This is a genomic window from Sorangium sp. So ce834 (assembly GCF_051521425.1).
Lineage (GTDB): Bacteria > Myxococcota_A > Polyangia > Polyangiales > Polyangiaceae > Sorangium > Sorangium cellulosum_D.
On the sequence record NZ_CP150351.1, the window covers coordinates 10,826,323 to 10,853,037 of the forward strand.

A 26,715-nucleotide genomic window follows, 5' to 3' on the forward strand; every position below is an offset into this window, starting at 1 on the left:
CGAGATCCCCCTCGCCTCCGCACCACCCGCTGAGGCGCCGGCCCCGATGCCCACCAGCGCTCCCTAGCAGGTCACCGACTTATCCAAGGAGATTATCTTATGCGCGACAAGAAAAATACCGTGACACGTGATCGTCCTGGTGAGGTCGTCGATCGGTGGCAGGTCCTCATGAAGCTCGGGGCGCTCGCCGTCACCTCGCCCGTGATCGTGTCGTGGGGCGACGAAGTGTCCAGCGACGCGGGCTTCGGCCGCGGAGGCGCCGGCCGCGGAGGCACCGGCATGGGCCGCGCGAGCACCAGCGACGCGAGCACCAGCAGCGCGGGCACCGGAGGCGCGGGCGCCAGCAGCGCGAGCACCAGCAGCGCGGGCACCGGAGGCGGCGGCGCGGGCACCGGAGGCGGCGGCGCGGGCGTCGGCGGCGTGGGCGCAGGGGGTGTCGACGCGATCGATCCTTGGATCTTCGAGAACGGCGCGCGCTGCAACCTGACCGCCACCGACATCGAGGGGCCGTTCTTCATCGACGACAGCGAGATTCCGAACGACATCAACCTGTTCCGCAGCGATCTCCGCGACGGTCACCGCGGCTGCGAGCTCCGGCTCTATCTCCGCCTGCTCGACGGCCGGAACGACGGCGAGCCGATCCCCGACGCCGAGGTGTACATCTGGCACTGCGACGCGGACGGCCGTTACAGCGGCTTCAACAACCAGGATCCCTCCACGCCGGACACGGGAGCGCTCGAGCGCGCGCCGGAGCACCTGGACCGCTTCTGCCGCGGCGTCCAGCTCACCGACCGCAACGGGATCGTGGGCTTCACGTCGATCTGGCCCGGATGGGACGGGAGGCGCCCCGTCCACGTTCACCTGGTCGCTCGCATCAACGGCCAGACGACCCGGCTGATCACCACGCAGCTCCATTTCGATGCCGAGTTCAGCCGGCAGGTGTACCAGGCAGAGCCGGCGTACGCGGGGCGCTCGACGAACATCCCGGCGTCCAGCCTCCACCCGCCGGCGGACAGCCCGGCCATGCCGAGGATGCAGTACATCCCCGGCCTGGTCACCGGCATTCTCAACATCGTCATCGTCGTCGGCCGCGCCTGAGCGCACGGGCCCCCGGCGGTGCTCGGGGCGGTGCGCCGCCGCCCGAGGCCGACTCGGGATCTCCCTTGATCTGCCCGGGAGGCGCCCGGGCCCTGTGTGCCGGGCGTCTCGTGACATCCTGGAAACAAGGCAACCCTCCTGTTCGCCGCACGCGCGCGGCGCCGCGGGGCGTCGCGCGGGGCGGACAATCGCTCTCCCGGCTGGCAGACTGCGGTAGGGAGGTCCGATGAGCGACACGGATCGGCTGGAGCCAGCGAGCATGGCGCGCGCGTTCCGCGAGGCGCGGCGCCGCGGGATGGATGTGGAGCCTGCGGTCCTGTTCCACGACCTCGGGCGCATGCGGGCGCGGATCGGGCGGATCGGCGCGGCGTTCCCGCCGGGCGCCCTCCACGCGGTGGCGATGAAGGCGAACCCGCTCGTGGAGGTCCTGCGCGCGGCGGTCGACTGCGGCGCGGGGCTCGAGGCGGCCTCGCTCGAGGAGGTGAGGCTCGCGCTCGCCGCCGGCTGCCCGCCCGGCCGCATCGTCTACGACTCCCCCGCCAAGACGCGCGCCGAGATCGCGGAGGCCCTCCGCCTGGGCGTGCGGCTCAACGCCGACAACCTCGACGAGCTGGAGCGCATCGACGCGCTCGTCCGGCCCGAGGGGGCGGCCGGCCGCATCGGGCTGCGCATCAACCCGCAGGTCGGGGCGTCCAGCATCGCCATCACCAGCGTGGCGGACAGGCGCTCCAGGTTCGGGGTCCCCCTCGAGCAGGCCGACGCGGTGCGCGCCGCCTTCGCGCGGTATCCGTGGCTCGCCGGGCTGCACGTGCACGTCGGCTCGCAGGGGTGCGCGCAGGCGCAGCTGATCGACGGGATCCGCCGCGTCGAGGCGCTGCGCCAGGAGATCCGGCGCGCGCGGGGGTCGGACGCCGCCTCGGTCATGGATATCGGCGGCGGGCTGCCGGTCGCCTACCGGAGCACGGACCGCCCGCCCGCGCTGGAGGAGTACGCGGCCGCGCTGCGCCGCGAGGTGCCGACGCTCTTCGAGGGCGGGACCACGCTGATCACCGAGCTCGGGCGCTGGGTCCAGGCGGGCTGCGGCTTCGCCGTCTCACGCGTGGAGTACGTGAAGAAGGACTCGGCCGGGCGCACCGCGATCCTGCACCTCGGGGCCGATTTCTTGCTGCGCCGCGCCTATCACCCGGACGACTGGCACCACGACTTCGTGGCGCTCGACCCCGACGCCGCGCCGAAGGAGGGGCCGCTCTCGCCGTGCACCCTCGGGGGGCCGCTGTGCTTCGGCGGCGATGTGCTGGCCCGCGACCTCCCGCTGCCGGACCTGTCGCCCGGGGATCTCGTGCTCATCCGCGACACGGGCGCGTACACGTTGAGCATGTGGTCTCGCCACTGCAGCCGCGGCATTCCGGCGGTGCTCGGCGTCGACGGCGGCGACATCCGGGTCCTGCGGGAGCGCGAGCGGCCGGAGGACGTCGTCGCGTTCTGGAGCCGTGGCCGCGGCCAGCCATGAACGCGCCGCGGTGCGTTCACACGGCTGTTTCCACGCGAACCCAGCATATGAGAGCCTGGTGCGGCGAGCGCGGCGGAGTGGAGGAGCGGAGATGAGAGCGAGCGGTGCTTCCGGAGCCCTGGGGAGATGCGCGCGGGCGTGGCGGGTCACGCTCCTTGGCGCCCTGCTGTGCGTGCCTCCGATCGCCGGCGCGGGCTGCGGTGACGACGAGCCGATCGGCCCCAGCGAGGCGTCCGGCAGCACCGGCAGCACCGGCAGCACCGGCAGCACCACGGGTACCGGCTCGGGCGGCGGTGGTTCAGGGACCGGCGGTGCCGCCGGCACCGGCGGGCAGGGCGGCGGCACCGGCGGACAGGGCGGCGGAACCGGCGGCGCAGGTGGCACCAGCGGCGGCGACACCGTGAGCGTGCAAATCCTCGCCTTCAACGACTTCCACGGCAACCTGGAGCCCCCCTCGGGTAGCAGCGGCAGGATCACCTTGCCCGACGAAACGCAGGTGAACGCGGGCGGCGCCGCCTACTTCGCGTCGCGCGTCGCCGCGCTCCGCGCCACCAACCCGAACACCGTGGTGGTCTCGGCCGGCGATCTGATCGGCGCGAGCCCGCTCGTGTCAGCGCTGTTCCACGACGAGCCCACCATCGAGGCCATGAACCTCCTCGGCCTCGACATCAACGGCGTCGGCAACCACGAGTTCGACAAGGGCACCGCGGAGCTCCTCCGGATGCAATACGGCGGGTGCAGCCCGGTCGACGGCTGCGCCGACGGCTCGTTCTTCGCCGGCGCGAGCTTCCAGTTCCTCGCCGCCAACGTCGTCGTGGACACGACGACCGGCAAGACGCTCTTCCCGCGCTACGATGTCCGCGAGTTCGACGGCGTGAAGATCGCCTTCATCGGCATGACGCTCGAGGGCACCCCGTCGATCGTGACGCCGGTCGGCGTCGCGGGGCTGTCGTTCATGGACGAGGTCGACACGGTGAACGACATCGTCCCGGAGCTCCAGGCGCAGGGCATCGAGGCGATCGTGGTGGTGCTCCACGAGGGGGGGCTCCCGACAGGCCACTTCAATGAGTGCCCCGACATCTCCGGCCCGATCATCGAGATCGCCACGAACGTCGACCCCGCCGTGGATGTGCTCGTCACCGGGCACACGCACCAGGCGTACAACTGCCTCCTCGGCGACAAGATCGTGACGAGCGCGGCGTCGTTCGGTCGGCTGGTGACCGACATCGATCTGGAGATCAGCAGGACCACGGGCGAGGTGACGGCGAAGACGGCGAACAACGTCGTCGTGACGCGCGACACGCCCGACGCGGCCGTGGAGGCCCTGGTGACGCGCTACAAGGACCTCTCGGCGCCGCTCGCCGACGTGCAGGTCGGCACGATCACCGCGACGCTCGACCGCGCGGTCCCGGCCACGGGCGCGGGGCTGTTCGCGATGGGCGCGGTCATCGCCGACGCCCAGCTCGCCGCCACGCGCGAGGCGAGCAAAGGCGGGGCCGAGGTCGCGCTGATGAACCCGGGCGGCGTCCGCGCCGACCTGACCTACGCGGCCTCGCCGGCCGAGCCCACGGACGGGGTGGTCACGTTCGGTGAGATCTTCACCGTGCAGCCCTTCGGCAACAGCCTGGTCGTGATGACCCTCACGGGCGAGCAGATCGATCAGCTGCTGGAGCAGCAGTTCCGGGTGGACTCGGCCGGCACGCCGCGGAGCCTGATCCTCCAGGTGTCGGACGGCTTCACGTACACGTACAGCCAGAGCGCGCCCATCGGCTCGAAGGTCGACATCGCCTCGATCCGGATAAGCGGCGTCCCGATCGAGGCGGCGCGGACCTACCGCGTGACGGTGAACAGCTTCCTGGCCACCGGCGGCGACGGCTTCACCGTGCTCAACGACGGCGCCGATCGCCTCGGCGGCGCCCTCGATCTGGACGCCCTGCGGGACTACTTCGCGGCGCGCTCGCCCGTCGCGCCGCCCGCGCTCGACCGGATCACGGTCGTGCCCTGAGCGGGAGCCTCGCCGCCGACGAACGAGCCGTTCGTCAGCGGCGAGACAGGGGGAGAGAAGAGGGGACTGAACGACAGAGGCACAGAGGGCACAGAGGAAGATAGGACAAGATATTTCCCCTCTCTTCTGTGCTTCTGTGGTCGTTCTTCTTAGCTAACGGCTCACCGCTTCATCGCGCCGGGACGCGGAGGCCACGCCATCCGCTGCTCGCCCGCGAGCTCGGGCGAGCGGTGGATGCCAGGGGACGCCGCGAACGACGCGCCCGCCTGACCACCGTCGCCCGCGACCCGCCTCGGCCACCAGTTCATGCTGAGGTGGATGTGATGATGGTGGTACGGCCACCCCTCGCCGTACGCCATCCGGTCCGAGAAGCTCGCGAGCTCGCCGTCGGTGATCTTCCTCGGGTCGCTGGCCGGAAGGGCGTTCAGCTTCGCGGCGGTCTTCGAGAGGAACGGCGCGATGATCTTGTCCACCCCGATGACGCGCGTGCGCGCCGAGCGGAACAGCCTGGCCATGAAGAACGCCTCCCGCTCGAGATCGACGATGTGCTTCCGCTTCGCCGCCGACGAGCAGTACCCGTCCTCGTGCTTCGACCCGTCCCCGCAGATGATCTGCCCGTCGTTCGACCCGTCCGTCTGGAAATACGCGATGTCGATGTTGCCCCCCTGGTCGTGCGTCGACTCGGGGTGGCGCGGGTCGTCGACGTCGTATCCGGGCGTGACGCCGTTCATCTGGCAGACGTCGATCAGCGAGAGCGGCGCCGTGCCAGGGAACGCCCGCAGCGTCTCGGAGAGCGCGTCGCGGACGAGCATGATGAGCTCGCGCCGCGCGAAGCGGTAGTTGCTGAAGGTCTCCCAGACGTAACCGCCGCCGACGACCGAGTCGTCCGGATCCGGGAACGGGAACGGCAAGAGCCCGCTGCCGCCGTCGCCGAAGCCGGCGCACTCGTCGAGCGAGAAGCCGGCGCCCACGCAGCTCGGGCCGTCGACATAAGGATACGAGGTCACGTCGAGATCATAGGCGTTCTGCCCCCCGTCGTAGCCGACGACGCGGACGAGGTACTCGGCGCCGCCTCGCTCCGAGTAGAACCCGTAGAACTCGGTGTTCGTCTCCTGATCGCGGTACGAGTACGGGTACTGCTCGCCGTAGCGCGAGCCGAGCAGGCGGCCCTCGCCGTCGTACGCCACGAGATCGATGTCCCCCGCCGCGTGACGGAACCGGATGCCCACGCGGACGATGGTCCGCTCCGGCACCACGATCCTGAACCAGTCCTCGTCCCCCTCGCACAGGGTGAGCTCCTTCGTGACGCCCACGGGCGCGCTCACCGCCGATCCCGCGTCGTCGTTGGGCTCCAGCGCGTCGCCCTCGGACCCGCAGGCGAAGGCGTCCTTGCGGCACACGCCGTCGTCGCAATGGCTGCCTCTCGGACACCAGCCGGACGGGACGTCCGGCGAGCACGCGACCTCGTCCGATACGCAGAGCTCTCCGAGGCAGGTCGCGCCGTCCGGGCAGGTCGCGGCGGCGTCGCAGCCGGCGAAGCACGCGGACCCGTGCGCCTCGTCGATGACGTGGCACACGTAACCAGGCCGGCAGTCGAGATCGCTGCCGCAGGTGTTCATGCACACGGGCGCGCCGTCCTCGGCCGCAGGGAAGCAGCCCGCCTCCGGCCCGCACTGGTCGTCGCTCTCGCAGTCGAACGCGAGGCAGTACCCCTCGACCCAGCCGTTCGGCGCCGCCGGGTCCGCGTCGCGGTAGCAGGTCGCGCCGGGCAGCGAGCACGCCTCGTCCGCGTCGCAGGCCGCGCCCACGCGCCCGGGGCCCACCGTGTCCTCCGCGCACGCCGCGCCGCAGGCCGCGTTGCACCCGTCGCCGCGCCGAGGCGAGCAGAGGCCGTGACGGTTCTCCACGCCCTCGCAGGTCTCGGGATCGTACACGGGATAACACACCCCCGTGTCCGTCAGGATATCCGTGTCGAAGCAGCGCGAGCCGGGCGCGCAGCCCGCCTCGCTGTTCGGCGCCGCGCACGGCCCCTCCGCGCGCTGCATGCAGATGCCGAGCATGCAGACGGCCGCGTCGCCGTCGCAATCCGCATCACAGCTGCAGCGCGCGCCGGCGGGGTTCCGCTTCGGCCCCGCCCCGCCGCGCAGGTCGCCGTCGCCGTCGCCGTCGCCCGGCGGCGCCAGCCTCCATGGGCCCAAATCACACGCTTCCAGGGAACCCATGAGCGCCGGCACAACCACGAAGAGCCATTGCCAACGTAGATTCATGTCACCTCGCCTGTCGATGAACGCAAGATCGCTCGCGGCGAGCGTTCTAGTCGCAGGCGAGGCGCAACTGGCCATCGAAAAGAGCAGAGGAGTCACGCAGGCCACCCCGCGCGAGGATATTTCCAGCTTCGGAGCGGCGTTGTTCCGCCCGCCGGTGGGGGCGCCTACTCGGCTATTCGTACTTCTGGCTGACGCGGAACGAGCCGAGCGAGCGCACGCCCGTCGCGTGCTGCTCGAGCTGGGCGAGGGCGTCCCTGAACGCGGGCTCCTCCGTGCTGCCCTCGCACTCGACCAGGAAGAGGTACTCCTCGGGGCTGTCCGGCAGCGCGCGCGAGACGATGCGCGTGAGGTTGATATGGTGTCTCCCGAGCGCGGACAGCGCGGCCACCAGCGCGCCGGGGCGGTGGTCGAGCCCGAAGAGGAGCAGCGTCCGCCCGCCCTCGGGCGGCGGCTCGGCGGCCCTGCCGACGATGAAGAAGCGCGTGATGTTCTCGCCCTTCACCCCGAGCTTCGGCACCAGGATCTCGAGCCCGTAGATCGCCGCCGCGCCCTTGTTGCCGATCGCCCAGGCCTCGCCGTCCTGCGCCGCGCGCTCGACCGCCTCGGCGGTGCTCTCCGCCTCGAGGATCTGCGCGTCGGGGTAGTTCGCGCGCAGCCAGTCGCCGACGTGCTTGAGAGGGACGAAGTGCGAATAGATGCGCTTCGGCGCCGCGCCCGGCCTGCCGAGCAGCGACAGCGTGACGTGCAGCGAGAGCTCCTCGCACACGACGAGCGGCGCGCCCGTGCCCTCGCGGCGGATCAGCTGATCTACGGTGTCGTAGATCGGGCCGCCCACCGCGTTCTCGATCGGCACGATGCCGTAGGTCGCCGCGCCGCCGGCCACGGCGTCGAACACCTCCGAGATGGTGCGCCGGGGCGTGAGGTCCGCGCTCGCGCCGAAGCGCCGCGACGCCACCTCGTGGCTGAACGTCCCCGGCCGCCCGAAGTAGGCGACCCGCGGGCGCGGCGCCGGGGCCTCCCCCGCGTCGCCTGCCCCCGCCGCCTCGCCGCGGCGCGCCGCCCCCGGCCCCTCCGCGTCAGCCGACATGGGGGATGGGCGCCTCGCCAGAGCCCGCGCGCGCGATCGCGACACGCCCCCAGCGGGGCGCGAGCGCCCGCCGCGGGGCCGGCATCCTTCGGTGGAGCGAATGCATCGAGCCCGCCGTCTACCGGCGCGGCGCCGTGGCGTCCAGCGAGGAAAGCGGGCCTCGGCCGGCTTCGAAGGCGCCGCGCCCGGCCGCGTCCGCCCTCGGCCCACCGAGAGCGCGCGCCGCCGGCCCGCTGAACGAGCGCGGCCGGCGCGGCGCACGGTCCCCGCCGCCGGAGCCGGACGATGAACGATCGTTACATCTCAGAAACCATCGTCGAGCGACGCTTTTCCGAACGATTCGGCCTGTATCTGCGCAATACGCACGAGAGCGAGCCCTCGACACGGCGCCCACCCTCGCCCACATTAGCCTACCCGAAAGAGCGAAATTCTGCCTGGGATCGCTTCGGTCGCGTTTTGCAAGTTTGGTTTCTTGTGATAACGATCGTTACGCAATGCCGGGCACAGGGCATGGAAGCGACGGTGGAATGCCGCCGAACGACAGGGAAGGGGCTTACTGGCGGCTCTTCAACAAGAAAACGATCGTGCTCGTACGGCGCTGGCTGCGTCTCCTGGGGGTGCCGCGCCGAGATCGCCGGGACGTCGCCCAGAACGTGATGCTCGCGGCGCACGAGAGCTTCTCGAACTACGACCCCGCGCGCGGCCCGCCCGACCGCTGGCTCAACCGGATCGCGGTCCACACCGCCTCCCACTACGCAGAGCGCGCGCGGCGCCGCGTGGAGGAGCCGTTGCCGGACGACTTCGACGCGGAGCTCGAGGAGCCGTCGGCCGAGGAGCAGATCATCTCGGAGTGCGATCGCCTGTTTGCGCTCTCGATCCTCCGGGAGCTCGACGCCGAGCTCGGCGCCGTCCTCGTGGCCCACGACATCGAGGGCGTCCCGATGGCGGATTTCGCGAGCCAGTCCGGAATCCCCCTCTCGACGGCGTACAAGCGGCGTACGCGCGCCCTCGCGGCGTTTCAGCTCCTGGCCGCGCAGCGGCTCGCGGCGATGGAAGGGATAGACCTTCAGAGCAGCGGCTTGCTGGCGCCCCGCTCGCCGCCGGTGCTCGTCCTCATCTCGTCCGCGCGGCCGTGACCGCGCATGGGCTCATCGCCCGGGCTTCCGGCTCGACGACGGGGGGGCGGAGCCGCGCGAGCCGCGCTCCTCGGGCCGCGGCCGGGAGCGCGGCCGCCCGCGCTCCGGATCATCGTTGATGAGGGCGAGGATGGCCTTCTTCTTCTGCGAGTCGTCCGGCTCGATCAGCAGGAAGAGGAGCGCCTCCTGGAGCGCCTCGGGCGCGCGGTCGAAGCGATCGGCGACGACGGCGGAGACCGGGCTCCGCCCGTCGCCCGGCAGGAGGAGCCGAGCATCGCAGTTGAGCCCCTGTGCGATGAGCGCCAGCGCGCCGAGCCCGAGATCGCGCTCCCCGCGCTCCACCTGCCGCAGGTACGTCGCAGAGAGGCGCGCCTTCTCGGCGAATTCGGCGTAGCTGAGGCCGTGCAGCAGCCGGAGCACGCGAATGGCCCGACCGACCTCTTTGGGAAGCGCATCGCCCATGGCCGGCGCAGCCTATCAACTCCCGCCGCGGCCAGAAAAGGACGATCGCATCTTTCTCTCGCCCTCCGCCTCTCGCCCTCCGCGACGGCGCGCGTCGATGCGCCGTTACTTACTTTAACTGATTCAGCTCCTCCACGAGCGCCCGGGAGTGCGCGTTCTCGCTCTTTTCGAACACCATGTTGACGACGACGGACGCGCGGCGCACGTGAGCTTGGCGCCGGGCTCGCGCGCGGCTCGAGGGGGATTCTCGCCGGGTCGCCGCCCGACGCGCGGGTCCACATCGGGCCGCGGCCCGGCCCCGCCTCGGGCCGCGCCGGATCGCCGCTCGGCCAGCGTCCGTTGCGACCGCGGGGCGCTTCTGTCATTCCTGGCGAGCCGTGGTCCCGGAGGTGCGCTATCCCGAGCGCCCGTCTCGGCCCCTCGGGGACGGCGAGGGCATCGATGATCCGTCTGGAGCTATCAGGAGAGCACACCCGGCTGCACTCGACGCTGTGCGGCCAGTGCCCGCAAGGCCCCGCGGGGTGCTGCGTCAGCCCGCCCGAGCTCGACTGGACGGACATCGGGCGCATCGTCTCCCTCTCCGGCCGCGGCTGGCTGCTCGAGCAGATCGCCGCCGGCAACCTGCTCCCCGTGAGCCGCGGGCTCGAGCTCCGGCGCGTGCGCAAGCGGGAGGGCCCCACGGCCCCGCGGCGCTCGAAATGCGTCTATCACGGCGCGCGCGGCTGCACGATCCCCGCCGAGCGGCGGGCGGCGACATGCAACTACTTCCTCTGCGAGGACGCCTTCGCCGAGCGCGTCGACGGCCAGGCCGACCCGGCCTCGGCCGCGAGCCGCCGGGCGCACGCGCTCCTCCGCGAGGTGTACGGCCGCTGGGACCGCGAGCTCGCCGAGGCGATCGCCTCCCGGCCGGAAGGGCCGTCGTGGGACGCGGCGTTCCTCGACTGGCTGGGCGCGGAGTTCGAGCGGCTCTCGAGCGCGTCCCGCGGCGAGCTCGCCGAGCTCGCCGCGCCGGGGTAGCGCGCAGCGGGCGCGGCGGGCGCGGTCGCTTGGGCATCGCGCGGGGCCGCGCGCGGCGCGGCGGTCACAGCATCGCGACCGGATCCACGTCGATGATCACCCGCGCGTTCCGGTCGATCCCGTCCCGCATCAGCCCGGTGAGCGCCGCGAGCGTTCCCCGCAGCGGCCCGCGCTCGCGCGCCCGGAGGAGCACCCGGAACCGGTACCGCCCGCGCAGGCGCGCGATCGGCGCCGCCGACGGCCCGAGCACCTCGACGCGCCGCGCGAGCCCGTCCGGACACGTGCGCGCGTGGGCCGCGAGCCTCGCCGCGGCGCCGCGGCCCACGCCCTCGTCGACCGCGTCGATCCGGATCAGCGCGAGGCGCGTGGCCGGCGGGTAGCCCACCTCCTCGCGGTCGCGGATCTCCCGATCGAGGAAGCCCGGCACGTCGTGCGCCGCGGCGAACGCGATCGCCGGGTGCTCGGGGTTGCGCGTCTGGATGAGCACCCGGCCCGGGCGGTCGCGCCGCCCCGCGCGCCCGGCCACCTGCACGAGCAGCTGGAAGCCGCGCTCGGCCGCCCGGAAATCCGGCAGCCCCAGCGCGGCGTCGGCGTTCACCACGCCGACCAGGGTCACGTTGGGCAGATCGTGGCCCTTCGTGACCATCTGCGTGCCGACCAGGATGTCGATCTTGCCCTCGCGCATCCTCGCGAGGATCGCCTGCGAGCGGTCCTTGCCCGCGACGTCGCGGTCGAGGCGCGCCACGCGCGCCTCCGGGAACGAGGCGGCGATCGTGGCCTCGAGCCGCTCGGTGCCGAGGCCCTCGAGCAGCAGGGTCCGCGAGCCGCACGACCCGCAGCGCTCCGGCAGCGGCCCCGCGTAGTCGCAGTAATGGCAGCGCAGCAGCCCGCCCTGCGGCCGCTCGTCGAGCGGCGCCGCCGGCCCCGGCGCCGGCGCGCCCGCCGGCGCCTGCGGGCGCGCGTCGCGGCGCCGCCCGCGGTGGTAGGTCAGCGCGACCGAGCACGCCGAGCACGTCGTCAGGTTCCCGCACGAGCCGCAGACGACGCTCGGCGCGAAGCCGCGGCGGTTCAGGAACAGGATCGCCTGCTCCTTCGCCGCGAGCGTCCGCTCGAGCGCGCGGTGCAGCGGCAGCGAGATCAGCGGGTCGCCGGAGGGGCCGGCGCCGAAGCGGCGGAGATCGACCAGGGTGACCTCCGGGAGGCTGGCCTCGCGGTGCGCGCGCTCCGGCAGGCGCAGCTCGACGAGCTTGCCGCGGCGCACCAGCGCGACCGACTCGATGGAGGGCGTCGCGGAGCCGAGCACGCACACCGCCCCGGCGCGGTGGGCGCGGAGCAGCGCCATGTCGCGCGCGTGGTAGCGCACGCCCTCCTCCTGCTTGAACGAGCCGTCGTGCTCCTCGTCGACGAGGATGAGGCCGAGATCCGGCACCGGCGCGAACAGGGCGGAGCGCGCCCCGATGGCGACGCGCACCTTGCCGCCGTGGAGGCTCGCCCACATCGCGTGGCGGTCGGCGTCGCTCAGCCCGCTGTGCAGCACGGCGAGCTCGTCGCCGAAGCGGGCGCGGAAGCGCGCGACGAGCTGCGGGGTGAGGGCGATCTCCGGCACCATCACGAGCGCGCCGCGGCCGCGATCGAGGCAGCTCTTGATGGCGCGCAGGTACACCTCGGTCTTGCCCGAGCCGGTCACGCCGAAGAGGAGGAACGCGCTCGGCCCGGCGGGCCGCGGCTCGCGCGGGGCGGCCCCGCGCGCCTCCGCTCCTCCGGGCGCGGACGGCGCCGCTCTTCCGGGCGTGGACAGCGCCGCGAGCGCCGCGTCGATCCGCGCCGCGGCCTCGGCCTGCGCCGGGTTGAGCTCGGGGGGCACGTCGCGCTCCTCGGGGAGGCGGAAGAACGGGTCGCGCGGCGGCTCGCGCTCGTCGAGGGCGACAAGGCCGCGCTCGGCGAGCTTCTTCAGGGCGCTGCGCGCGTTGCCGTAGCGCTCCTCGAGCCGCGCGACCGGCTGCTCGCCGTTCGCCCGGAGCAGCGCGAGCACCGCGGCGGCCTGCCCGCGGAGCGTGCCCGGCTCCTCGACCGCGTCCGTCGCGCTGGCGTACGCCACCTTGCGGCCGCCCACCTGCTTGGCCCGGCCGAGATCGAGGACCCCGCCGAGCTCGCCCTGCGCCTTGAGCGCCCGCACCTGCTCGCGCTCGATCGCCGGCAGCGCGAGGCGGAGCACCTCCCCGATCGGCGCGAAGTAGTACGCGGCGAGCTCCTGCAGGAACGAGAGCAGCTCCGCCGGCAGCGCCGGGCGCGCGTCGACGAGCGCCGCGAGCGGCTTGATCTTGGACGGGTCGATGGCCGCGCTGCGCTCGCTGACGGCGAGCACCACGCCGAGCAGCTTGCGCCGGTGGAACTCGCAGAGCACGCGCGCCCCCGGCCGCACCTCGCCGGCGAGCGCGGCCGGCACCTCGTAGGTGAAGGCCTGCGAGAGCGGGACGGGCACCGCGACGTCGGCGAGGAGGGGCATCGCTCCGGGAGGCCGCGCGCGGCGCGGCACGGGCGAGATACCAGAGAACGCCGCTCAGGACGAGGAATGCACGGCACGGGCGCGCACGGTGCGCCCGTGCAGTCCCGCAGCCCCGCAAAGCGGGCAAAAAAAAGCGCCGCCGGGGCCTCGGGGGGGGGAAGGCCGCGCCGGCAGCGCTGCCCGGACATAGAGCACCGTCCGTGCCATCTCTGCTGTTCGCGATCTGAACGGATTTCGTTCCAGATGAGGCACTCCTGGATTTCGAATCTGAAATTTCAGCGATGCACCGTTGCAGAAGCGAATTGCGCCGGCGTGCCCGCGCATCGCGCCGGCAGGCACCGCGCGAGGGGGTGGGAACGCCCGAGCCGCTCGCGCGGGGTCCGCCGATTGCTCGGTGTCCGGGTCAGGGGGTTCACCGCTGGACGGTCGGCGGGGCCGGCGCCATGCGCTGGAAATGTGCGCGATGAGGCGCCTGCGAGGGGGGGACATGATCGGAACCGCGGTCTTGGAAGGAATCGAGGGGCAGGACTGGATCGACCGGATCGCCGACCCGCTTCAGCGCGGCATCCGGTCCGTCCTGAGGCGAGCGCCCGTGGTCGCGAAGGTGCTCCACGGCAAGTTCCTCGGGCACCCGCTGCATCCGGTGCTGGTGACCATCCCCATCGGCGCGTGGTCCTGCGGGCTCGTGCTCGACCTTGCGAGCCTCGGTCGCCGCGGGCGGCGGCTCCACCGGGGAGCGGACGCGAGCACGGCCATCGGCCTCGGCGGGGCGCTCGTGGCCGCCTTCGCGGGGCTCGCCGACTGGAGCACCACGCTCGGCTCGGCGAAGCGGATCGGGTTCGTCCACGGCGCCATGAACCTGGCGATCGCTGGCGTGTACGGCGCCTCGCTCGCCTCGCGCGCGGTCGGGCTGCGGCCCCTCGGGATCGCGCTGTCGACCGCGGGGTTCGGCCTCGCGGGCGCGAGCGGCTGGCTGGGGGGAGAGCTCATCTACCGCTACGGCGTCGGCGTCAGCCAGGACGCGTGCGAGCGGAGGCCGGAGACGCAGGTGCCCGTGCCCGAGGCGCCGATCGCCGAGGTCGGTTGACGGAGCGGCGACGGGCGCCGCCGGTGCGCCGCTCCAGCGGGCTGGCGGGCCGCGGAGCTATCGCGCCGCGAGGTAGCAGGCCGCGATGCAGAGCGCGGCGAGGGCGAACAGCAGCGCGCAGTGCAGGAGCAGCGGCGCGAGCCCCTGCCGCTCCGGGGGAGCGAGCGGACGCTGCGGCTTGACCCAGGGCGACGGCGGATCGACCGCGGCCCGCACGGCGAGCGCCCCGCCCTGCGCGCCGGCCGCCCAGGCGAGCTGCATGGCGGCCTCCCTCGCCGCGGGCGCCGCCTCGCTCGCCTCGGGCACCACCGCCTCCCCCGCCGCCTCGTGCCTCGCCGCGGGCGTCGCCACATCCCGCGCGAGCGCCGCGCCGGCATCCATCGCGCGCGGCGTGGCGGCCGCCGTCGCGACCGGCTCGATCACCGCGGGCGGACCGAGCTCCAGCGCGCGCACCGCGCGCTCGCGCGCCCGGCGGGCCGCGACCATCTCCATGCCGAAGTTGTCGCGCAGCCACGCCCCGAAGCGCAGCGGGCTCGCCGTCAGCTCGGCCGCCGCCGCGTAGGCGGCGACGTCCCGCAGCATCGCCGCCGCGCTCGGGTAGCGATCCTCGGGCGACTCGGCGAGCGCCCGCGCCACGATCGCGTGGAGCGCCGCCTCGTCGGGGAGCCCGCGCTCCGCGAGCGGCGGGATCTCCGCGCGCCGCGCGAGCTCGAGCAGCTCGACGCGCGCCTCGTCCTTGGAGAGCGCCGCCCCGGGGCCCGCGCTGTACATCCGCCGGCCGGCGAGCAGCTCCCACAGCAGGATGCCCGCCGCGAAGAGGTCGGAGCGCGCGTCGAGCGCCTCGCCGCGGGCCTGCTCCGGGCTCATGTAGCCGGCCTTGCCCTGCAGCGCCTCGTCCAGCGTCCCGCCGCAGCGCTCGTGCGCGCGGGCGATGCCGAAGTCGCAGAGCTTGATCTCGCCCTCGAAGCTCAGGAGCACGTTCGACGGCGAGACGTCGCGGTGCACGACGCCCTTCCGGTGCGCGTAGGCGAGCGCCTGCAGCGCCTCGGCGATGATCAGGAGCGAGAACGCGACCGGGAGCTTCACCTTCTGGCGCGCGCAGCGGCGGAGCAGCTCGCGCAGGTCGAACCCCTCGACGTACTCCATCGCGATGTACAGCGCGTCGTCCTCGCGGCCGAGGTCCTCGACCTGCACGATGGACGCGTGGCGCAGCCCCGCGGCGAGCCTGGCCTCGCTCGCGAGCATCTCCACGAAGCGCGGATCGTGCGCGAACTTCGGCGCGACCTCCTTGATGGCGACGAGGCGCGCGGCGCCGAGATCGGTGCGCACCCGCGCCAGGTAGAGATCGGCCATCCCTCCCTGGCCGATGTGGTCGAACAGGGTGTAGCGGCCGATCCGGCACGGCAACGGCCGCCCGCCGCGGGACGCCGCCCGGCGCAGCGGGCGCTCCTCGCGGCCGGCGCCGCCGGCGAGCGGCGGCAGGCCGGAAGGCGGGTACGGGAGCGTGCCTCCGCGACGCACATCGAGGCGATCGATCTGCACGACCCCTCCTCGCAGACTTCGCGCGGACGGGCCAACTAAGCGCGCGCCGCCCGGATGCCCGGGCACCGCCTCGCGGGCCCAGAGGGCCGGCGCGAGGCGGTAACTATCGGATCTCTGTGGATTTTTCGTCCAGCACCGCCGCCCTGACGCCCCCGCCCGCGCCCCCGGCGCAGCGCGCGGCGCGCGGCGCCGATCGCGTGCAGCGCGCGCGGCGGCGGGCTACATCCGGCGCATGACGTTCAGCGCAGGCTGGGGACAGCCATTTGCCGGATCGTTCATCCGCATCGTCGACGACCGGGGGCGCCGGCACGAGTGGCGCACCCCTCCGCGCCGCATCGTCTCGCTCGTGCCGAGCGACACCTACTCGCTCGTGCGGCTCGGCGCCCAGGGCCGCCTCGTCGGCCGCACCCGCTACTGCGTCGCGCCCGCGGGGGACGTCGAGGGCATCGAGCTCGTCGGCGGCACCAAGGACGCCGACGTCGATCGCATCGTCGCGCTCGAGCCCGACGTCGTCGTCGCGAACCAGGAGGAGAACAGCAAGCGCGACATCGAGCGCCTCGACGCGGCGGGCCTGCGCGTGCTCGTCTCGTTCCCGAGGCGGGTCGCCGACGGCGTGGCGCACCTCGCCCGGCTGGCGCGCCTGCTCGGGCACGGCGCGAAGGCCGCGCCGGCCGCGCCCCCGGAGGGCGGCGCCCCGGCCCCGCTGGAGCCGCCGCCCGCCGCGCGCGAGCAGGTCGCGGCCGCCTACCGCGCCCACGCCGCGGCCGAGGCGCTGCGCGGCGAGCGCCCGCCGCTCCGCGCCTTCGTCCCGATCTGGATGGACCCGCTGATGACCGTGCACGGCGACACCTTCATCTCCGACATGCTCAGCCTCGCCGGCGCGCAGAACGTCTTCGCGGATCGGCCCCGGCGCTACCCGCTCGCGGCCGACCTGGGCAAGGCGCCGCCGCTCCCGCCCGAGCGCGTCCAGGGCCGCGACGACCGCTACCCCCGCGTCACCCTCGACGAGGTCGTCGCCCGCGCCCCGGAGCTCGTGCTGCTGCCCGACGAGCCGCACGCCTTCACCGACGCCGACGCGGAAATATTTCGCTCCCTCGACATCCCCGCCGCCCGCCGCGGCCGCGTGATCCGATGCGATGGCAAGGACCTCATGTGGTATGGCGCGCGGGCGCTCGAGGGGCTCAATCGGCTGCGACAGATCATCGACGCCGCCCGTCCCTGATGCACGGAGCGATCGTCCGTTCAGGGGCGCGCGAGCACCCGCGGCCGAGCAAGCCCCTCCTCGCCACGCCGCAGTTGGGGTAGGACCGTACGATGACGTGGACACGGGAGACGTTGCGAGCAGAGATCATCCAGCTCCTGGAGGGACACACGGCCGGCGAGGTGAAGATCGAGGAGTCGAGCCATCTCGTCGCCGATCTCAGCCTCGACTCGCTCGGGGTGATGGAGATCGTCGCGGACATGGAGGATAAGTTCGACCTCTCGATCCCCGACGACATGTTGCGCGAGGTCGACACGGTCGCCGACGTCGTCAAGGCCATCGAGCTCAGGCTCAAGAACGAAGGAAGGCTCTCGGGATGACGGCTGTTTGGAAAGCGCGGACGGTCGCACAGGCGATCGAGGACGCAGCGGCGAGCACGAAGACGGGCTATCGCTTCATCGAGGAGTCGAGCGAAAACGAGCCGTTCTTCACGCACGGCGGCATCGAGCGGGCGAGCGCGCGCCTCGGCGGCGCGCTCCAGGCGCTCGGGCTGCAGAAGGGCGATCGTGTCGCGTTGATCCTGCCGGACAACGCCGACTTCATTTTCGCCTTCCTGGGCGCGATCCGCGCGGGCGTCGTCCCGGTGCCCATCTACCCGCCGACGGGCCTCGGCAAGCTCACCGGCTACCTCGAGAACACGCTGCACATCGTCGCGAAGAGCGGGGCCAAGGTCCTGCTCACGAGCGGCGAGATCAAGCGCATGCTCGGCACGATCCAGGCGCAGGCGCCGGAGCTCCAGCAGATCGTGGCGGTGGAGGGCATCCGGGGCTCGCGCGAGGAGCTCAAGCCGGTGAAGGTCGAGCTCGACGACGCGTGCTTCCTGCAGTTCACGAGCGGCTCGACGTCGCGGCCGAAGGGCGTGGTGCTCACGCACGCGAACCTGGCCGCGAACGTGCGGGCGATCGTGGAGCTCGGCCTGGCGGTGCGCGAGTCGGTGGACACCGGCGTGTCGTGGCTGCCGCTCTACCACGACATGGGGCTCATCGGCTTCGTGATCGCGCCGCTCTACCACGTGAACACGGTGACGTTCCTGCCCCCGCTCCTGTTCCTGAAGCGGCCGGTGCGCTGGCTGGAGACGATCACGCGCCACCGGGGCAACGTGTCGTTCGGGCCGAACTTCGCCTACGCGCTCTGCGTGAAGCGGATCCGGGAGCAGGAGATGGCGGGGCTCGACCTGTCGACGTGGCGGGTCGCCGGCTGCGGCGCCGAGCCGATCCGGGCGGACAACCTGCGCGCGTTCGCCGAGAAGTTCGCGCCGGTCGGGTTCGACGAGAAGGCGTTCGTCTGCTCGTACGGCATGGCCGAGAGCACGCTGGCGGTGTCGTTCAGCGCGCTCGGGACCGGGCTGCAGACCGACGCGGTGGACGGCGAGACGCTCTGGAAGGAGGGCAAGGCGGTGCCCGTGCCGGCCGACAGCGACGGGGCGTCGTCGCTCGTGCAGTGCGGCTCGGCGTTCGAGGGGCACGAGATCGCGGTGTTCGCGTCGGACGACGCGGAGAGCGCGCGCCCGCTCGGCGACCGCGAGGTCGGCGAGCTGCGGCTGCGGGGGCCGAGCGTGATGCCCGGGTACTTCAACGACCCGGACCTGACGAAGGAGGCGTTCGCGGGCGGCTGGCTGCGGACGGGCGATCTCGGGTACCTCGCGGAGGGCAAGGTCTATATCTGTGGGCGCTCGAAGGAGGTCATCATCGTCAACGGGCGCAACTACTACCCGCAGGATCTCGAGTGGGAGGCGAGCCGCGTCGCCGGGGTCCGGAAGGGGAACGTGATCGCGTTCGGGACGATGAAGCCGCACAACGACCGCGAGCGGGTGGTCATCGTGTTCGAGACGACGGCGTCGGACGAGCAGGAGAAGCAATCGCTCAAGGGCGAGGTGCGCCGCGTGGTGCAGCAGGCGATAGGGCTCACGGTCGACGACGTGGTGGCGGTCGGGGCAGGCATTCTGCCGAAGACGTCGAGCGGGAAGCTCCAGCGGAGCAAGACGCGGGAGCTCTACGAGAACGGGGAGCTCCTGATCCGGAGCTCGTCGCGCGACGGGGACCGGCTGGACGCGGCCAAGGAGTTCGCCAAGAGCCAGATCAACTACTTCCGGCACGCGATTTTCCGCGGGCGCGGGGGGTGATCCGGGGGGCAGCGGGATCTGAACCGCAGGGGCCGCCGGAGGGGGCAGGGAGCGCGTGCGGCGCGCGCGGGGCCCCGCCGGACTCGCACGCGCCCTGAACCTTACCCTGCGGGTAAGGCTCAGGGCGCGTGCTCAGACATCGGCCCGTCCCCACGCGCGCCGCACGCGCTCCCTGCCCCCTCCGGCGGCTCGAGGCCGCCAGGGAGGCGCTGCGCCGCGGCTTGATGGAGAGTGGCGGCCTGCTGGATCGCGACGGCTCTCGGTGAAGCGGGCGGGCGCGAAGGCGTAGCCGCTGGTGCGGGGGGCCGTTATCGTCGGCGGCCGGAGGGCGATCCATGCCTGCTTGGCTCAATCAGCTGCTGCCGATCCTTCTGCTGCTCGCGGCCATCGCGGTCGTCATGCGGCGGCTGCCGAAGATCGACCTCGGACACTCGGAGGAGTTCAAGCGCCGGCGGCTCCTCAACTGGTTTCCGCTCGGGCTCACCTACGCCTTCCTCTACATGGGGCGGTACAACTTCTCCGCCAACGCGTCGGCGCTCGACGCGATGCAGCTCGTCAGCAAGCAGGAGTTCGGGAACATCGACGGCTGGGGCTCGGCCGTCTACGGGGTCGCCTTCCTGCTGAACGGGCCGCTCACCGATCGGTGGGGCGGGCGCGCCACCATCCTCCTCGCCGCAGGCGGCTCCGCGCTCATGAACCTGCTCATGGGGGGCGCCGTCCGCCTCGCCCAGGATGGACAGCTCGGCCACGACGCGGCCATCACCGCGATGACCGCGCTCTTCGCCGGCAACATGTACTTCCAGAGCTTCGGCGCCGTATCCATCGTCAAGGTGAACGCGCCCTGGTTCCACGTCCGCGAGCGCGGGATGCTCGGCGGCGTCTTCGGCATCCTCATCTCGCTGGGGCTCTACTTCGCCTACGACTGGAGCCGGTTCATCGCCAGATACCTGCCGATGCCGTGGGTCTTCTACGTCCCCGCCCTGCTGCTGCTCGGCTTCCTCGTGCTCGACTTCTTCCTCATCCGCGACACGCCGGGCCAGGCGGGCTTCCAGGACTTCGACACGGCCGACGCGTCCTCGGGCGACACCGGCGAGCGCATGGGCGCGATCGAGGTCGCGCGGCGCATGTTCTCGCAAAGGGTCATCTGGATCATCGTCGCCATCGAGTTCTGCAGCGGCTTCCTCCGCAACGCCGTCATGAAGTGGTACCTCATCTTCGCCGACAAGACCGGCCTCAAGGGCTTCGTGTCGACGCACTGGGGCGTGCTCCTCTGCATCGCCGGCATCCTGGGCGGCGTCTTCGCCGGCTTCATCTCGGACCATGTGTTCGAGTCGCGCCGCGGCCCCGTCGCGTCGGTGCTGTACGCAGGGCTCGTGATCGGCGCGGCGATCGTCCTCTTCACGCTGAGCCTGCCCGTCGCGGGGTGGACCGTCGTGTTCATGTCCCTGTGCGTGATCGGCGTGCACGGCATGCTCTCCGGGACCGCGAGCATGGATTTCGGCGGAAAGAAGAACGCCGGCGTCGCGACAGGCATCATCGACGGCTTCGTCTACCTGGGCACGGCGGCGCAATCGTTCCTCTACGGGAGCATCCTGCCCTCGGGCGACGCGGCGAAGGACCCGGGGAACTGGATATCATGGCCCCTCGCCATGCTCCCGGTCGCCCTCGTCGGCTTCGCCCTGGCGACGCGCGTGTGGAACGCGAGGCCCCAGAGGCAGGCGGCGGCGCACTGACGCGCGGCGCTCGCTCCGGCGCACGGACGCGCGCCCTCATCCGACCCCACCCGTGCGATCGAGGGCGGCTCCGCCGCTACAGGATGATCGGCTCGCAGTTCGTGTACTTGAGCGTCGAGATCATGAACGTCGATCCGCCGCTGCGGCGCTCCGCGAAGAAGATGTCGAGCGGGTAGTCCTCCCCGAGCTCGAGGCCGAGATCCTTGGCCATCGCGTCGAGATCGAGGGTGTCGAACATGGCGCCGTGGACCCCGCCCAGATCCATCACCAGCTGGTTGTTGATGAACACCCAGATGTCGTCATCGCCGCCGAAGATGAAGTCGTCCCCGCCCCTGTACCTGAAATTCATGTGGAGCTCGAACGTGAAACCGTAATTGTGGTCCCTGTCCTGGTTGCCCCAGCCTTCGCCGTCGATGGGGAAAAACTCCCTGCTGGAGAAGAGACGAAACTCGCCATCGCTCACGTCGAGGGGGACGACGAACCGGATCGAGCGGTTGACCTCAGGGACGTCCCGGAACCATTGTTCGAAGTACTCGGGCCCAGTCGTGTACTCCGTGGCCCCCTCATGGGCGTACACCGGCTTCTGGTCAGGGCCGAGCACGGGCTCGACGATTCCCGGTAAACCCGTGCCCTCGAAGCGCTCGAAGTCCGGGTGCCCGCCGGGCGTGTCGTAGGCCTTGAAGTCGCGCACCACCCCTTCGAGCCGCGGCGCGCAGCCGGCTTGCCCGCCGCTCGAGGAGGACGCGCCCGGGAAGGAGCCGCCGCCGGCCGGCGAGAAGTCGCCCCCCAGGCCGGTCCCGGAGGAGCCGCCGCCCGTCCCGGAGAGGTCGATGGTTTTCCCAATGATCTCGGGGGTCGCGGTGCACGCGGCGAGCGCGAACGCCGAGAGGAGGACGGCTAGCGATGGTGGAAGACCTGACACGGCACGGCTCATCTTCAGTGACGCCGTATAGCATATCGGGTCGACGCGCGCTCGCGCGCGTCCTTGCTCCGCAGCCTCTGCGGGCAACGCGCACCGGAGCGCTCCGCCGGAACGACGCGGCCTGGGCGGCATACAACGGAGCAGAAAACCGAACCGCCAAGGCGCCAAGGACGCCGAGATCTTGTTCTTTTCTTGGGGCTCTTGGCGGTTTATTTCTCGGTCGTTCATCGACATCGGTGTTCCAGAGCGGTTCTCGGCTGCGACTGAGATACCGTCCTCCGTCTCTCGTCCCCGTCTTCGTGCGCGTGCGCGATTCCCCGGAATCAGCGCGCACGCGCACGCGCACGGAAGAGCAAAGACGATAGACGGAAGACGGGGACGGGGACGAGAGACGGAGGACGATGTGTCAGCCCCAGCGAAAAACCGCTCTAGCCACCCGCGGCGCGACGTCCTCGGCTCCGTTCAGCCCGCCTCGTCCTCCGGCCCATCGAAGACGCCCCGGTACACCTCGTCGAGCGGGAGCCTGCACCCGACCGACGCGAGCTCCGCGACACCGCTCTCCCGCACGTCGTGGAGCGTCCACGTGCCGTCGTCGTTGCGACGCAGGACCTCCACCCGCCGCCGCTGATACGAGACGAGCACGTACTCGCGAAGCGACGGGATCATCTGGTAGTGGGCGAATTTCTCCCCGCGGTCGTATGCCTCGCTGTTCGGCGAGAGCACCTCGACGACCATGACCGGGTTCAGGATGCTGTTCTCGTCCTCCGGATCGCGCTCCAGCCGACCGCACACCACGCTGACGTCCGGGTACGTCGCGAGCCCTGTCGCCTGGACGCGCACGCGAACATCGGAGTTGTAGACGCGGCAGCGTCGATCGACGAGCTGGCCGCGGAGCACGCTGGCCACGTTGACCGCCATGAGCCCGCGCTCCGGCGTGCCCCCGGCCATCGCGAAGATCTCACCGTTCACATGCTCGTGCTTCGCCTCGCTCGCCTGCTCGCGGGCGAGGTACTCGACGAACGTGAACGTCCGCTTCCGCACCGGCTCGGCCATGATCAACCCCTTCCCCCGCAGCGTACTGCGCCGCCGCACGCCGGGCGAGCCGCGCTGGCCGCCATCACCACCGGTCCTCGATCGCCTCCACCCGCACCTCGCACGCGTCGTCCCCCCGCAGCGGCGACTTCGTCTCCTGCACACGGAACCGCGTCCCGATCTTGAACAGCCCCCCGTACGTCTCCGCGTCGATCGGCCGCTCCGTCCCGAAATCCACGCGGTGGAGCAGCTGCATGATCGCGAGCGCCGTCCCCTGCTGGAACAGGAGCCGCGGCCGCGCCGTGGACCCGTGCTTCATCGCGTAATACGCGCTCTCGTGCGTGATCGGCGCCCGCAGCACCAGCACCCGGCCCGGCTGGAACTCGGGCGCGGAGAGCGCCCCCCATCCGAGCGCGCGGGCGAGCCCGAGCAGCTGCTCGAGCCGCCCGTGCTGATCCCTGCCCACCGGACCGCACATCGCCTCGAACGACGCGGACGCGAGCATCCCCCCGAGCAGATGGAACGCGCCCGTCTGCGCCGCCTCCCGCACCAGCGCCTCGAACACCGGGACCAGCTCCGGAGTCCGCCGCTCGATGAGGTGCACCGTGTCGAACGTCTTCTGATCGATGTACCCCACCGGCAAGAGCGCCAGGTTCACGCCGTACGCCGGGATGAGCCCGCGCTCGTCCGACCGGAGCACCCCGAGCTCCTCCAGCATCGCGTCCCCCGTGCGCTGCGCCCGCGCCTCGGGGCCGCTCTCGGGCTCCCAGCTCACCCGCGCCGACTCGACCACCTTGCGCGTCAGCGCCTCGCCGAAGCGCGGCCGCTCGGAGCGCCGCGCCAGCAGGAAGGTGCAGACCGCATCGCCCCGCGCGACGCACGTCACCTCGTCGGCGTCGAGCCGACCCCAGTCCGACGGGAACGCGAGGCTCGCCGCCGCCGAGCAGTAGCCGGACGCGAACGCGTCCACGACCATCCGGTTCTGGATAAGGCCGCCGTACTTCGCGAGGAAGCTCGTGCCGTGGAAGAGCGCCTCCGCCTGCACCGCGCCGCCCTCGGCGCTCAGCTCGAAGCGCAGCCGCCCCTGCCCCATCGCGGCGAACAGCTCGGCCGCGAGCTCGAGCTTCTCCTCGGGCGAGGCGCCGTGGCGCGCCGCGTACAGCGGGCCGAGCAGCGCGTGCGCCGCCTCGAACGCCGCCTGCCGGCGCACGCCGCGGCTCTCGCCGCCGAGCGCGTCGAAGATCGTCTGCTCCAGGAAGAGCGAGAAGTGGTGCGAGTGCGCGATCACCAGCTGGTCCGCCACGTGGAGCAGGCAGTGCGGCGCGATCGGCCCGAGCAGATCGCCGAGCGGCCCGTCGATGCGGCCCCGCAGGCCGCGCCGGAGCGCCGTCACAGGAGCCTCCGCAGCGCGGCGCGCTCCAGGCCCAGGATGTCCGCCACCGCCGTCTCGATGAGCACCGTCGCCTCCGCCCCGAGCTCGCCAGGGTGATCGAGCGCGAGCGGCGTCAGCCCGGCGCGCAGGGCGAGCCGCAGCCGCGCGACGTGCGGCTCCGGCGCGCGGGCCTCGAGCAGCGCGAGCAGCCGCTCGATCCGCGCGACCTCGGCCGACGGCGGGTCCGCCGGCGGCGGCGTGCCCCCGGTCCGGCGCGCCGGGATGCTCGACGAGCCCCGCGGCGGCGCGGAGCGCGCGACGCCCCGCACGAGATCATCCACCGTGTCCGCGCTGAGCGCCCCCTCGAACAGCCCCGGCGGGTCGCTCAGCATCTCCTCGGGCGGCTCCTCGAGCGGCAGCTCGGGCGCGAGCGCCGCGGCCAGCCGCTGCGCCACGAGCCGCGCCATGCCGAGCGGCATCGTGGCGTCGAACAGGCTCGCGACCACGCACGCGCGGACGCGGCGCAGGAGGACGGTCCGGCCGCTCAGCTCCAGGGTGACCACCGGGTCCGGCAGCTCCTCCCCGCGGCCGTGCGAGCCCGGCGGCTTGCTCGACGACCGCGCGCCGCGGCCGCGGCTCGAGCGGGCCGACGCCTCGCGCTCCGGGACGAGCCGCTGCGCGGCGAGCTGGCTCCCGAGGTACGCGTCGCGGAGCCCCGCGGCGACGTCGCCCGGCGAGAGGGCCGCGCCCTCGCGGACGAACAGGGCGTGGACGCGCGCGTCGCTGAGGTGGAACACGACGATCCCGTCGAGGCCGTCGACGCCGTAGCCGATGCTGTCGAGCGCGATCGGCGCGAGCGGATCGTCGTCGTCCAGCGCGCCGGCGACGGCCGCGATCTCACGGTCGAGCGAGGCCTCGCCGTACTCCTCGCTCACCCGACGACCCCGACCGCGGCGTCGAGCGCGTGCCGGCACGCGATGCGGACGGCGTGCGCCTCGCGCGGCATGAGCGGGACCGGGCGCATCAAACCGACGATGTACGCGGCCGAGCGCACCTGGAACCCGATGAGCTGGAAGAACGGCCCGTCGCCGACGCACAGCTCGAACCGCTGCGACGGCGCGCCCGGCAGCGCCGCCACGAGCGAGCCGATCGCCGACGCGATGAGGCCCGAGGCGGCGAGCCGCGCCTCGGTGTCGCGGATCGCGCCGGCGAACGGGAGGCCGGCCGCGTCCGCGAGGAAGACGTCGGCGGCGCCGGTCGCCTCGGCGATCCACTCGATCACCTTCTCGCAGCGCGCGACCGGCCCGCCCGCCGCGGCGAGGTCCGGGAAGCGCGGCGCCGCGCGCCCCGCCGCGAGCGCCTCGACGGCGACGTCGAGCCGATCCGCGAGCGGCTCGCGCGCCGCCGCGAACGAGGCCGACGAGGCGGGCGACGGCAGATCGAGCGCCTGCCGCGCGTCGCCGTCGTCGGCCGACGGGGGCAGCGCGCTGCGCAGGCCGAGCTCGCCGCCGGCGCCCACGCTCGACATCGGCGAGAGGTCGCTCGAGGGCGCGAGCTCCTCGAACGACGGCGACAGCGGCGCCGCGGACACCGGCTCCACGTCCGCCCGCGCGGTCGGCGGCGGCCGCGAGTCGAACGACACGAGCGGCGCGCCCGCGGGCGCGATCGACGGCGCCTGCCGCTTCCGCGGCTTCGGCTGCTTGACGAGCCCCGCCGCGGTGAGGACGGCGCCGTCGAGGTCAAAGGAGGAGCGAGATCGGGCCATCGTCATCGTCCGGCGAGGTGGGCTCCAGGCGAACCAGCACGTCGTTCGCGAGCTGGTCGAAGACGCGCGCGAGCGGCGGAGGCCGCTTCTGCATGAGCAGGAGCGGCGCCCCGCGCAGAGACGCCTCGAGGAACGCCTCGTCGCGCGGGATGACGGTATCGAGGATGATCCCGTCGGGGAACCGGGTCCAGAGCGCCTCGGCGACGTCGAGCGACGCGGGCGCCTGCCGATCGAACATCGACAGCACCATGCCGAGCAGCGAGAGCCGCGGGTTCTTCTCGGCGCGGACGCGGTCGATCACCGCGAGCAGCTGGCCGACCGACCGGAGCGCGAGCGGCTCGGCCTGGAGCGGCAGGAGCGCGTGCGTCGCGACCTCGAGCGCGCGCGTCGTGACCTTGCCGAGCCCCGCGGGGCAGTCCACGACCACGAGGTCGAAGTCCGGCGCGATCCTCGCGAGCACGCTCGGGAGCACGGGCCCGCGGGCGAGCGCGTCCTCGAAGCCCGGGACCGTCGTGGGGTCGACCCGGCCGACCGTGAGCACCTGGAGCTGCGGATCGCGCGTCCGGAGCAGCACCGACTCGAGGCGCTCGGTGCCCGTGAGCAGCTCGGCCACGCCCGGCCGCGCGCGGTCGGCGAGGCCCAGCGACAGCCCGAGGCTGCCCTGGGCGTCGAGCTCGAGGATCAGCGCGCGGTGACCCGCGCGCGCAAGGGCGAGCCCCAGGTTGAGGGAAATCGTGGTCTTCCCCACGCCGCCCTTCTGGCTCGCGACCGCAATGACGTACATGGGCTCC

General features: G+C 72.7%; 21 protein-coding genes. 10 read left to right on the plus strand and 11 right to left on the minus strand.

The window, feature by feature from the left end; all coding sequences use genetic code 11:
* Positions 1 to 120: 120 nt before the first annotated feature.
* From WMF20_RS39810 to WMF20_RS39820, 3 genes are all read left to right on the plus strand, one after another.
* On the plus strand, positions 121 to 1,098 hold the full coding sequence (locus WMF20_RS39810) for a protocatechuate 3,4-dioxygenase (RefSeq protein WP_437606963.1): 978 nt from the start codon (positions 121 to 123) through the stop codon (positions 1,096 to 1,098).
* 226 nt (positions 1,099 to 1,324) lie between these two features.
* Positions 1,325 to 2,608: a diaminopimelate decarboxylase gene (locus WMF20_RS39815; RefSeq protein WP_437606964.1), complete on the plus strand. Its 1,284-nt coding sequence runs from the start codon at positions 1,325 to 1,327 to the stop codon at positions 2,606 to 2,608.
* 172 nt (positions 2,609 to 2,780) lie between these two features.
* Complete coding sequence (locus tag WMF20_RS39820) at positions 2,781 to 4,613, plus strand: bifunctional metallophosphatase/5'-nucleotidase (protein WP_437606965.1); 1,833 nt, start codon at positions 2,781 to 2,783, stop codon at positions 4,611 to 4,613.
* Between the two features lie 161 nt (positions 4,614 to 4,774).
* Here WMF20_RS39820 and WMF20_RS39825 read toward each other — a convergent pair whose 3' ends face one another.
* On the minus strand, positions 4,775 to 6,880 hold the full coding sequence (locus WMF20_RS39825) for a hypothetical protein (protein WP_437606966.1): 2,106 nt from the start codon (positions 6,878 to 6,880) through the stop codon (positions 4,775 to 4,777).
* Positions 6,881 to 7,052: 172 nt separating this feature from the next.
* A complete protein-coding gene (locus WMF20_RS39830) occupies positions 7,053 to 7,967 on the minus strand; it encodes a prephenate dehydratase (protein WP_129579179.1) in 915 nt (304 codons plus the stop codon).
* 527 nt (positions 7,968 to 8,494) lie between these two features.
* On the opposite strand from WMF20_RS39830, the gene WMF20_RS39835 reads away from it, so the two are divergent.
* Positions 8,495 to 9,103: an RNA polymerase sigma factor gene (locus tag WMF20_RS39835; RefSeq protein WP_437606967.1), complete on the plus strand. Its 609-nt coding sequence runs from the start codon at positions 8,495 to 8,497 to the stop codon at positions 9,101 to 9,103.
* 12 nt (positions 9,104 to 9,115) lie between these two features.
* Here the strand turns inward: WMF20_RS39835 and WMF20_RS39840 are convergent, their stop codons facing one another.
* The gene (locus WMF20_RS39840) at positions 9,116 to 9,565 is read right to left on the minus strand and encodes a helix-turn-helix domain-containing protein (protein ID WP_437606968.1); all 450 of its coding nucleotides are present in this window, start codon (positions 9,563 to 9,565) and stop codon (positions 9,116 to 9,118) included.
* Positions 9,566 to 10,006: 441 nt separating this feature from the next.
* Here WMF20_RS39840 and WMF20_RS39845 point away from each other — a divergent pair, with 441 nt between their 5' ends.
* Positions 10,007 to 10,582 (plus strand): hypothetical protein, encoded by a 576-nt coding sequence (locus tag WMF20_RS39845; protein ID WP_437606969.1) that lies wholly within the window; start codon positions 10,007 to 10,009, stop codon positions 10,580 to 10,582.
* Between the two features lie 64 nt (positions 10,583 to 10,646).
* Here the strand turns inward: WMF20_RS39845 and priA are convergent, their stop codons facing one another.
* Positions 10,647 to 13,088, minus strand: coding sequence for a replication restart helicase PriA (priA, locus tag WMF20_RS39850; protein WP_437606970.1), 2,442 nt, complete (start codon positions 13,086 to 13,088; stop codon positions 10,647 to 10,649).
* A gap of 487 nt (positions 13,089 to 13,575) precedes the next feature.
* Between priA and WMF20_RS39855 the strand changes: the two genes are divergently transcribed.
* The gene (locus WMF20_RS39855) at positions 13,576 to 14,175 is read left to right on the plus strand and encodes a DUF2231 domain-containing protein (protein WP_437606971.1); all 600 of its coding nucleotides are present in this window, start codon (positions 13,576 to 13,578) and stop codon (positions 14,173 to 14,175) included.
* 57 nt (positions 14,176 to 14,232) lie between these two features.
* On the opposite strand, the gene WMF20_RS39860 is transcribed toward WMF20_RS39855, so the two are convergent.
* Complete coding sequence (locus WMF20_RS39860) at positions 14,233 to 15,717, minus strand: serine/threonine-protein kinase (RefSeq protein WP_437606972.1); 1,485 nt, start codon at positions 15,715 to 15,717, stop codon at positions 14,233 to 14,235.
* 232 nt (positions 15,718 to 15,949) lie between these two features.
* Here WMF20_RS39860 and WMF20_RS39865 point away from each other — a divergent pair, with 232 nt between their 5' ends.
* From WMF20_RS39865 to WMF20_RS39880, 4 genes are all read left to right on the plus strand, one after another.
* Complete coding sequence (locus WMF20_RS39865) at positions 15,950 to 16,939, plus strand: helical backbone metal receptor (protein ID WP_437606973.1); 990 nt, start codon at positions 15,950 to 15,952, stop codon at positions 16,937 to 16,939.
* A 92-nt stretch (positions 16,940 to 17,031) separates the two neighbouring features.
* Positions 17,032 to 17,298 carry an acyl carrier protein gene (locus WMF20_RS39870; RefSeq protein WP_012239660.1) on the plus strand — a complete coding sequence of 89 codons (267 nt, stop codon included), beginning with the start codon at positions 17,032 to 17,034 and terminating at the stop codon, positions 17,296 to 17,298.
* Positions 17,295 to 19,100: a fatty acyl-AMP ligase gene (locus WMF20_RS39875; protein WP_437606974.1), complete on the plus strand. Its 1,806-nt coding sequence runs from the start codon at positions 17,295 to 17,297 to the stop codon at positions 19,098 to 19,100. The genes WMF20_RS39870 and WMF20_RS39875 overlap by 4 nt, the downstream gene beginning before the upstream one ends.
* A gap of 335 nt (positions 19,101 to 19,435) precedes the next feature.
* Positions 19,436 to 20,833: an MFS transporter gene (locus WMF20_RS39880; RefSeq protein WP_437606975.1), complete on the plus strand. Its 1,398-nt coding sequence runs from the start codon at positions 19,436 to 19,438 to the stop codon at positions 20,831 to 20,833.
* 76 nt (positions 20,834 to 20,909) lie between these two features.
* Here the strand turns inward: WMF20_RS39880 and WMF20_RS39885 are convergent, their stop codons facing one another.
* The 6 genes from WMF20_RS39885 to WMF20_RS39910 all read right to left on the minus strand — a co-directional run bounded on the left by WMF20_RS39885 (position 20,910) and on the right by WMF20_RS39910 (position 26,708).
* Entirely contained in the window at positions 20,910 to 21,755 is an 846-nt protein-coding gene (locus WMF20_RS39885; protein ID WP_437606976.1) for a fibro-slime domain-containing protein, read from the minus strand.
* Positions 21,756 to 22,217: 462 nt separating this feature from the next.
* Entirely contained in the window at positions 22,218 to 22,808 is a 591-nt protein-coding gene (locus tag WMF20_RS39890; RefSeq protein WP_437606977.1) for a Uma2 family endonuclease, read from the minus strand.
* A gap of 64 nt (positions 22,809 to 22,872) precedes the next feature.
* Positions 22,873 to 24,180, minus strand: a complete 1,308-nt coding sequence (locus WMF20_RS39895; protein ID WP_437606978.1) for a hypothetical protein — start codon at positions 24,178 to 24,180, stop codon at positions 22,873 to 22,875.
* Positions 24,177 to 25,094 carry a hypothetical protein gene (locus WMF20_RS39900; RefSeq protein ID WP_437606979.1) on the minus strand — a complete coding sequence of 306 codons (918 nt, stop codon included), beginning with the start codon at positions 25,092 to 25,094 and terminating at the stop codon, positions 24,177 to 24,179. The genes WMF20_RS39895 and WMF20_RS39900 overlap by 4 nt, the downstream gene beginning before the upstream one ends.
* On the minus strand, positions 25,091 to 25,924 hold the full coding sequence (locus WMF20_RS39905; protein WP_129579196.1) for a hypothetical protein: 834 nt from the start codon (positions 25,922 to 25,924) through the stop codon (positions 25,091 to 25,093). Before WMF20_RS39905 ends, WMF20_RS39900 begins: the two co-directional genes overlap by 4 nt.
* A complete protein-coding gene (locus WMF20_RS39910; RefSeq protein ID WP_129579197.1) occupies positions 25,899 to 26,708 on the minus strand; it encodes a ParA family protein in 810 nt (269 codons plus the stop codon). The genes WMF20_RS39905 and WMF20_RS39910 overlap by 26 nt, the downstream gene beginning before the upstream one ends.
* Positions 26,709 to 26,715 lie beyond the last annotated feature (7 nt).

Coding starts and splice junctions, on each gene's coding strand:
- WMF20_RS39905 (WP_129579196.1), bottom strand. CDS start 25,924: ATGGCCCGATCTCGCTCCTCCTTTGACCTCGACGGCGCCGTCCTCACC.
- WMF20_RS39830 (WP_129579179.1), bottom strand. CDS start 7,967: ATGTCGGCTGACGCGGAGGGGCCGGGGGCGGCGCGCCGCGGCGAGGCG.
- WMF20_RS39855 (WP_437606971.1), top strand. CDS start 13,576: ATGATCGGAACCGCGGTCTTGGAAGGAATCGAGGGGCAGGACTGGATC.
- WMF20_RS39870 (WP_012239660.1), top strand. CDS start 17,032: ATGACGTGGACACGGGAGACGTTGCGAGCAGAGATCATCCAGCTCCTG.
- WMF20_RS39890 (WP_437606977.1), bottom strand. CDS start 22,808: ATGGCCGAGCCGGTGCGGAAGCGGACGTTCACGTTCGTCGAGTACCTC.
- WMF20_RS39835 (WP_437606967.1), top strand. CDS start 8,495: ATGCCGCCGAACGACAGGGAAGGGGCTTACTGGCGGCTCTTCAACAAG.
- WMF20_RS39875 (WP_437606974.1), top strand. CDS start 17,295: ATGACGGCTGTTTGGAAAGCGCGGACGGTCGCACAGGCGATCGAGGAC.
- WMF20_RS39910 (WP_129579197.1), bottom strand. CDS start 26,708: ATGTACGTCATTGCGGTCGCGAGCCAGAAGGGCGGCGTGGGGAAGACC.
- WMF20_RS39815 (WP_437606964.1), top strand. CDS start 1,325: ATGAGCGACACGGATCGGCTGGAGCCAGCGAGCATGGCGCGCGCGTTC.
- WMF20_RS39845 (WP_437606969.1), top strand. CDS start 10,007: ATGATCCGTCTGGAGCTATCAGGAGAGCACACCCGGCTGCACTCGACG.
- WMF20_RS39865 (WP_437606973.1), top strand. CDS start 15,950: ATGACGTTCAGCGCAGGCTGGGGACAGCCATTTGCCGGATCGTTCATC.
- WMF20_RS39840 (WP_437606968.1), bottom strand. CDS start 9,565: ATGGGCGATGCGCTTCCCAAAGAGGTCGGTCGGGCCATTCGCGTGCTC.
- WMF20_RS39880 (WP_437606975.1), top strand. CDS start 19,436: ATGCCTGCTTGGCTCAATCAGCTGCTGCCGATCCTTCTGCTGCTCGCG.
- priA (WP_437606970.1), bottom strand. CDS start 13,088: ATGCCCCTCCTCGCCGACGTCGCGGTGCCCGTCCCGCTCTCGCAGGCC.
- WMF20_RS39825 (WP_437606966.1), bottom strand. CDS start 6,880: ATGAATCTACGTTGGCAATGGCTCTTCGTGGTTGTGCCGGCGCTCATG.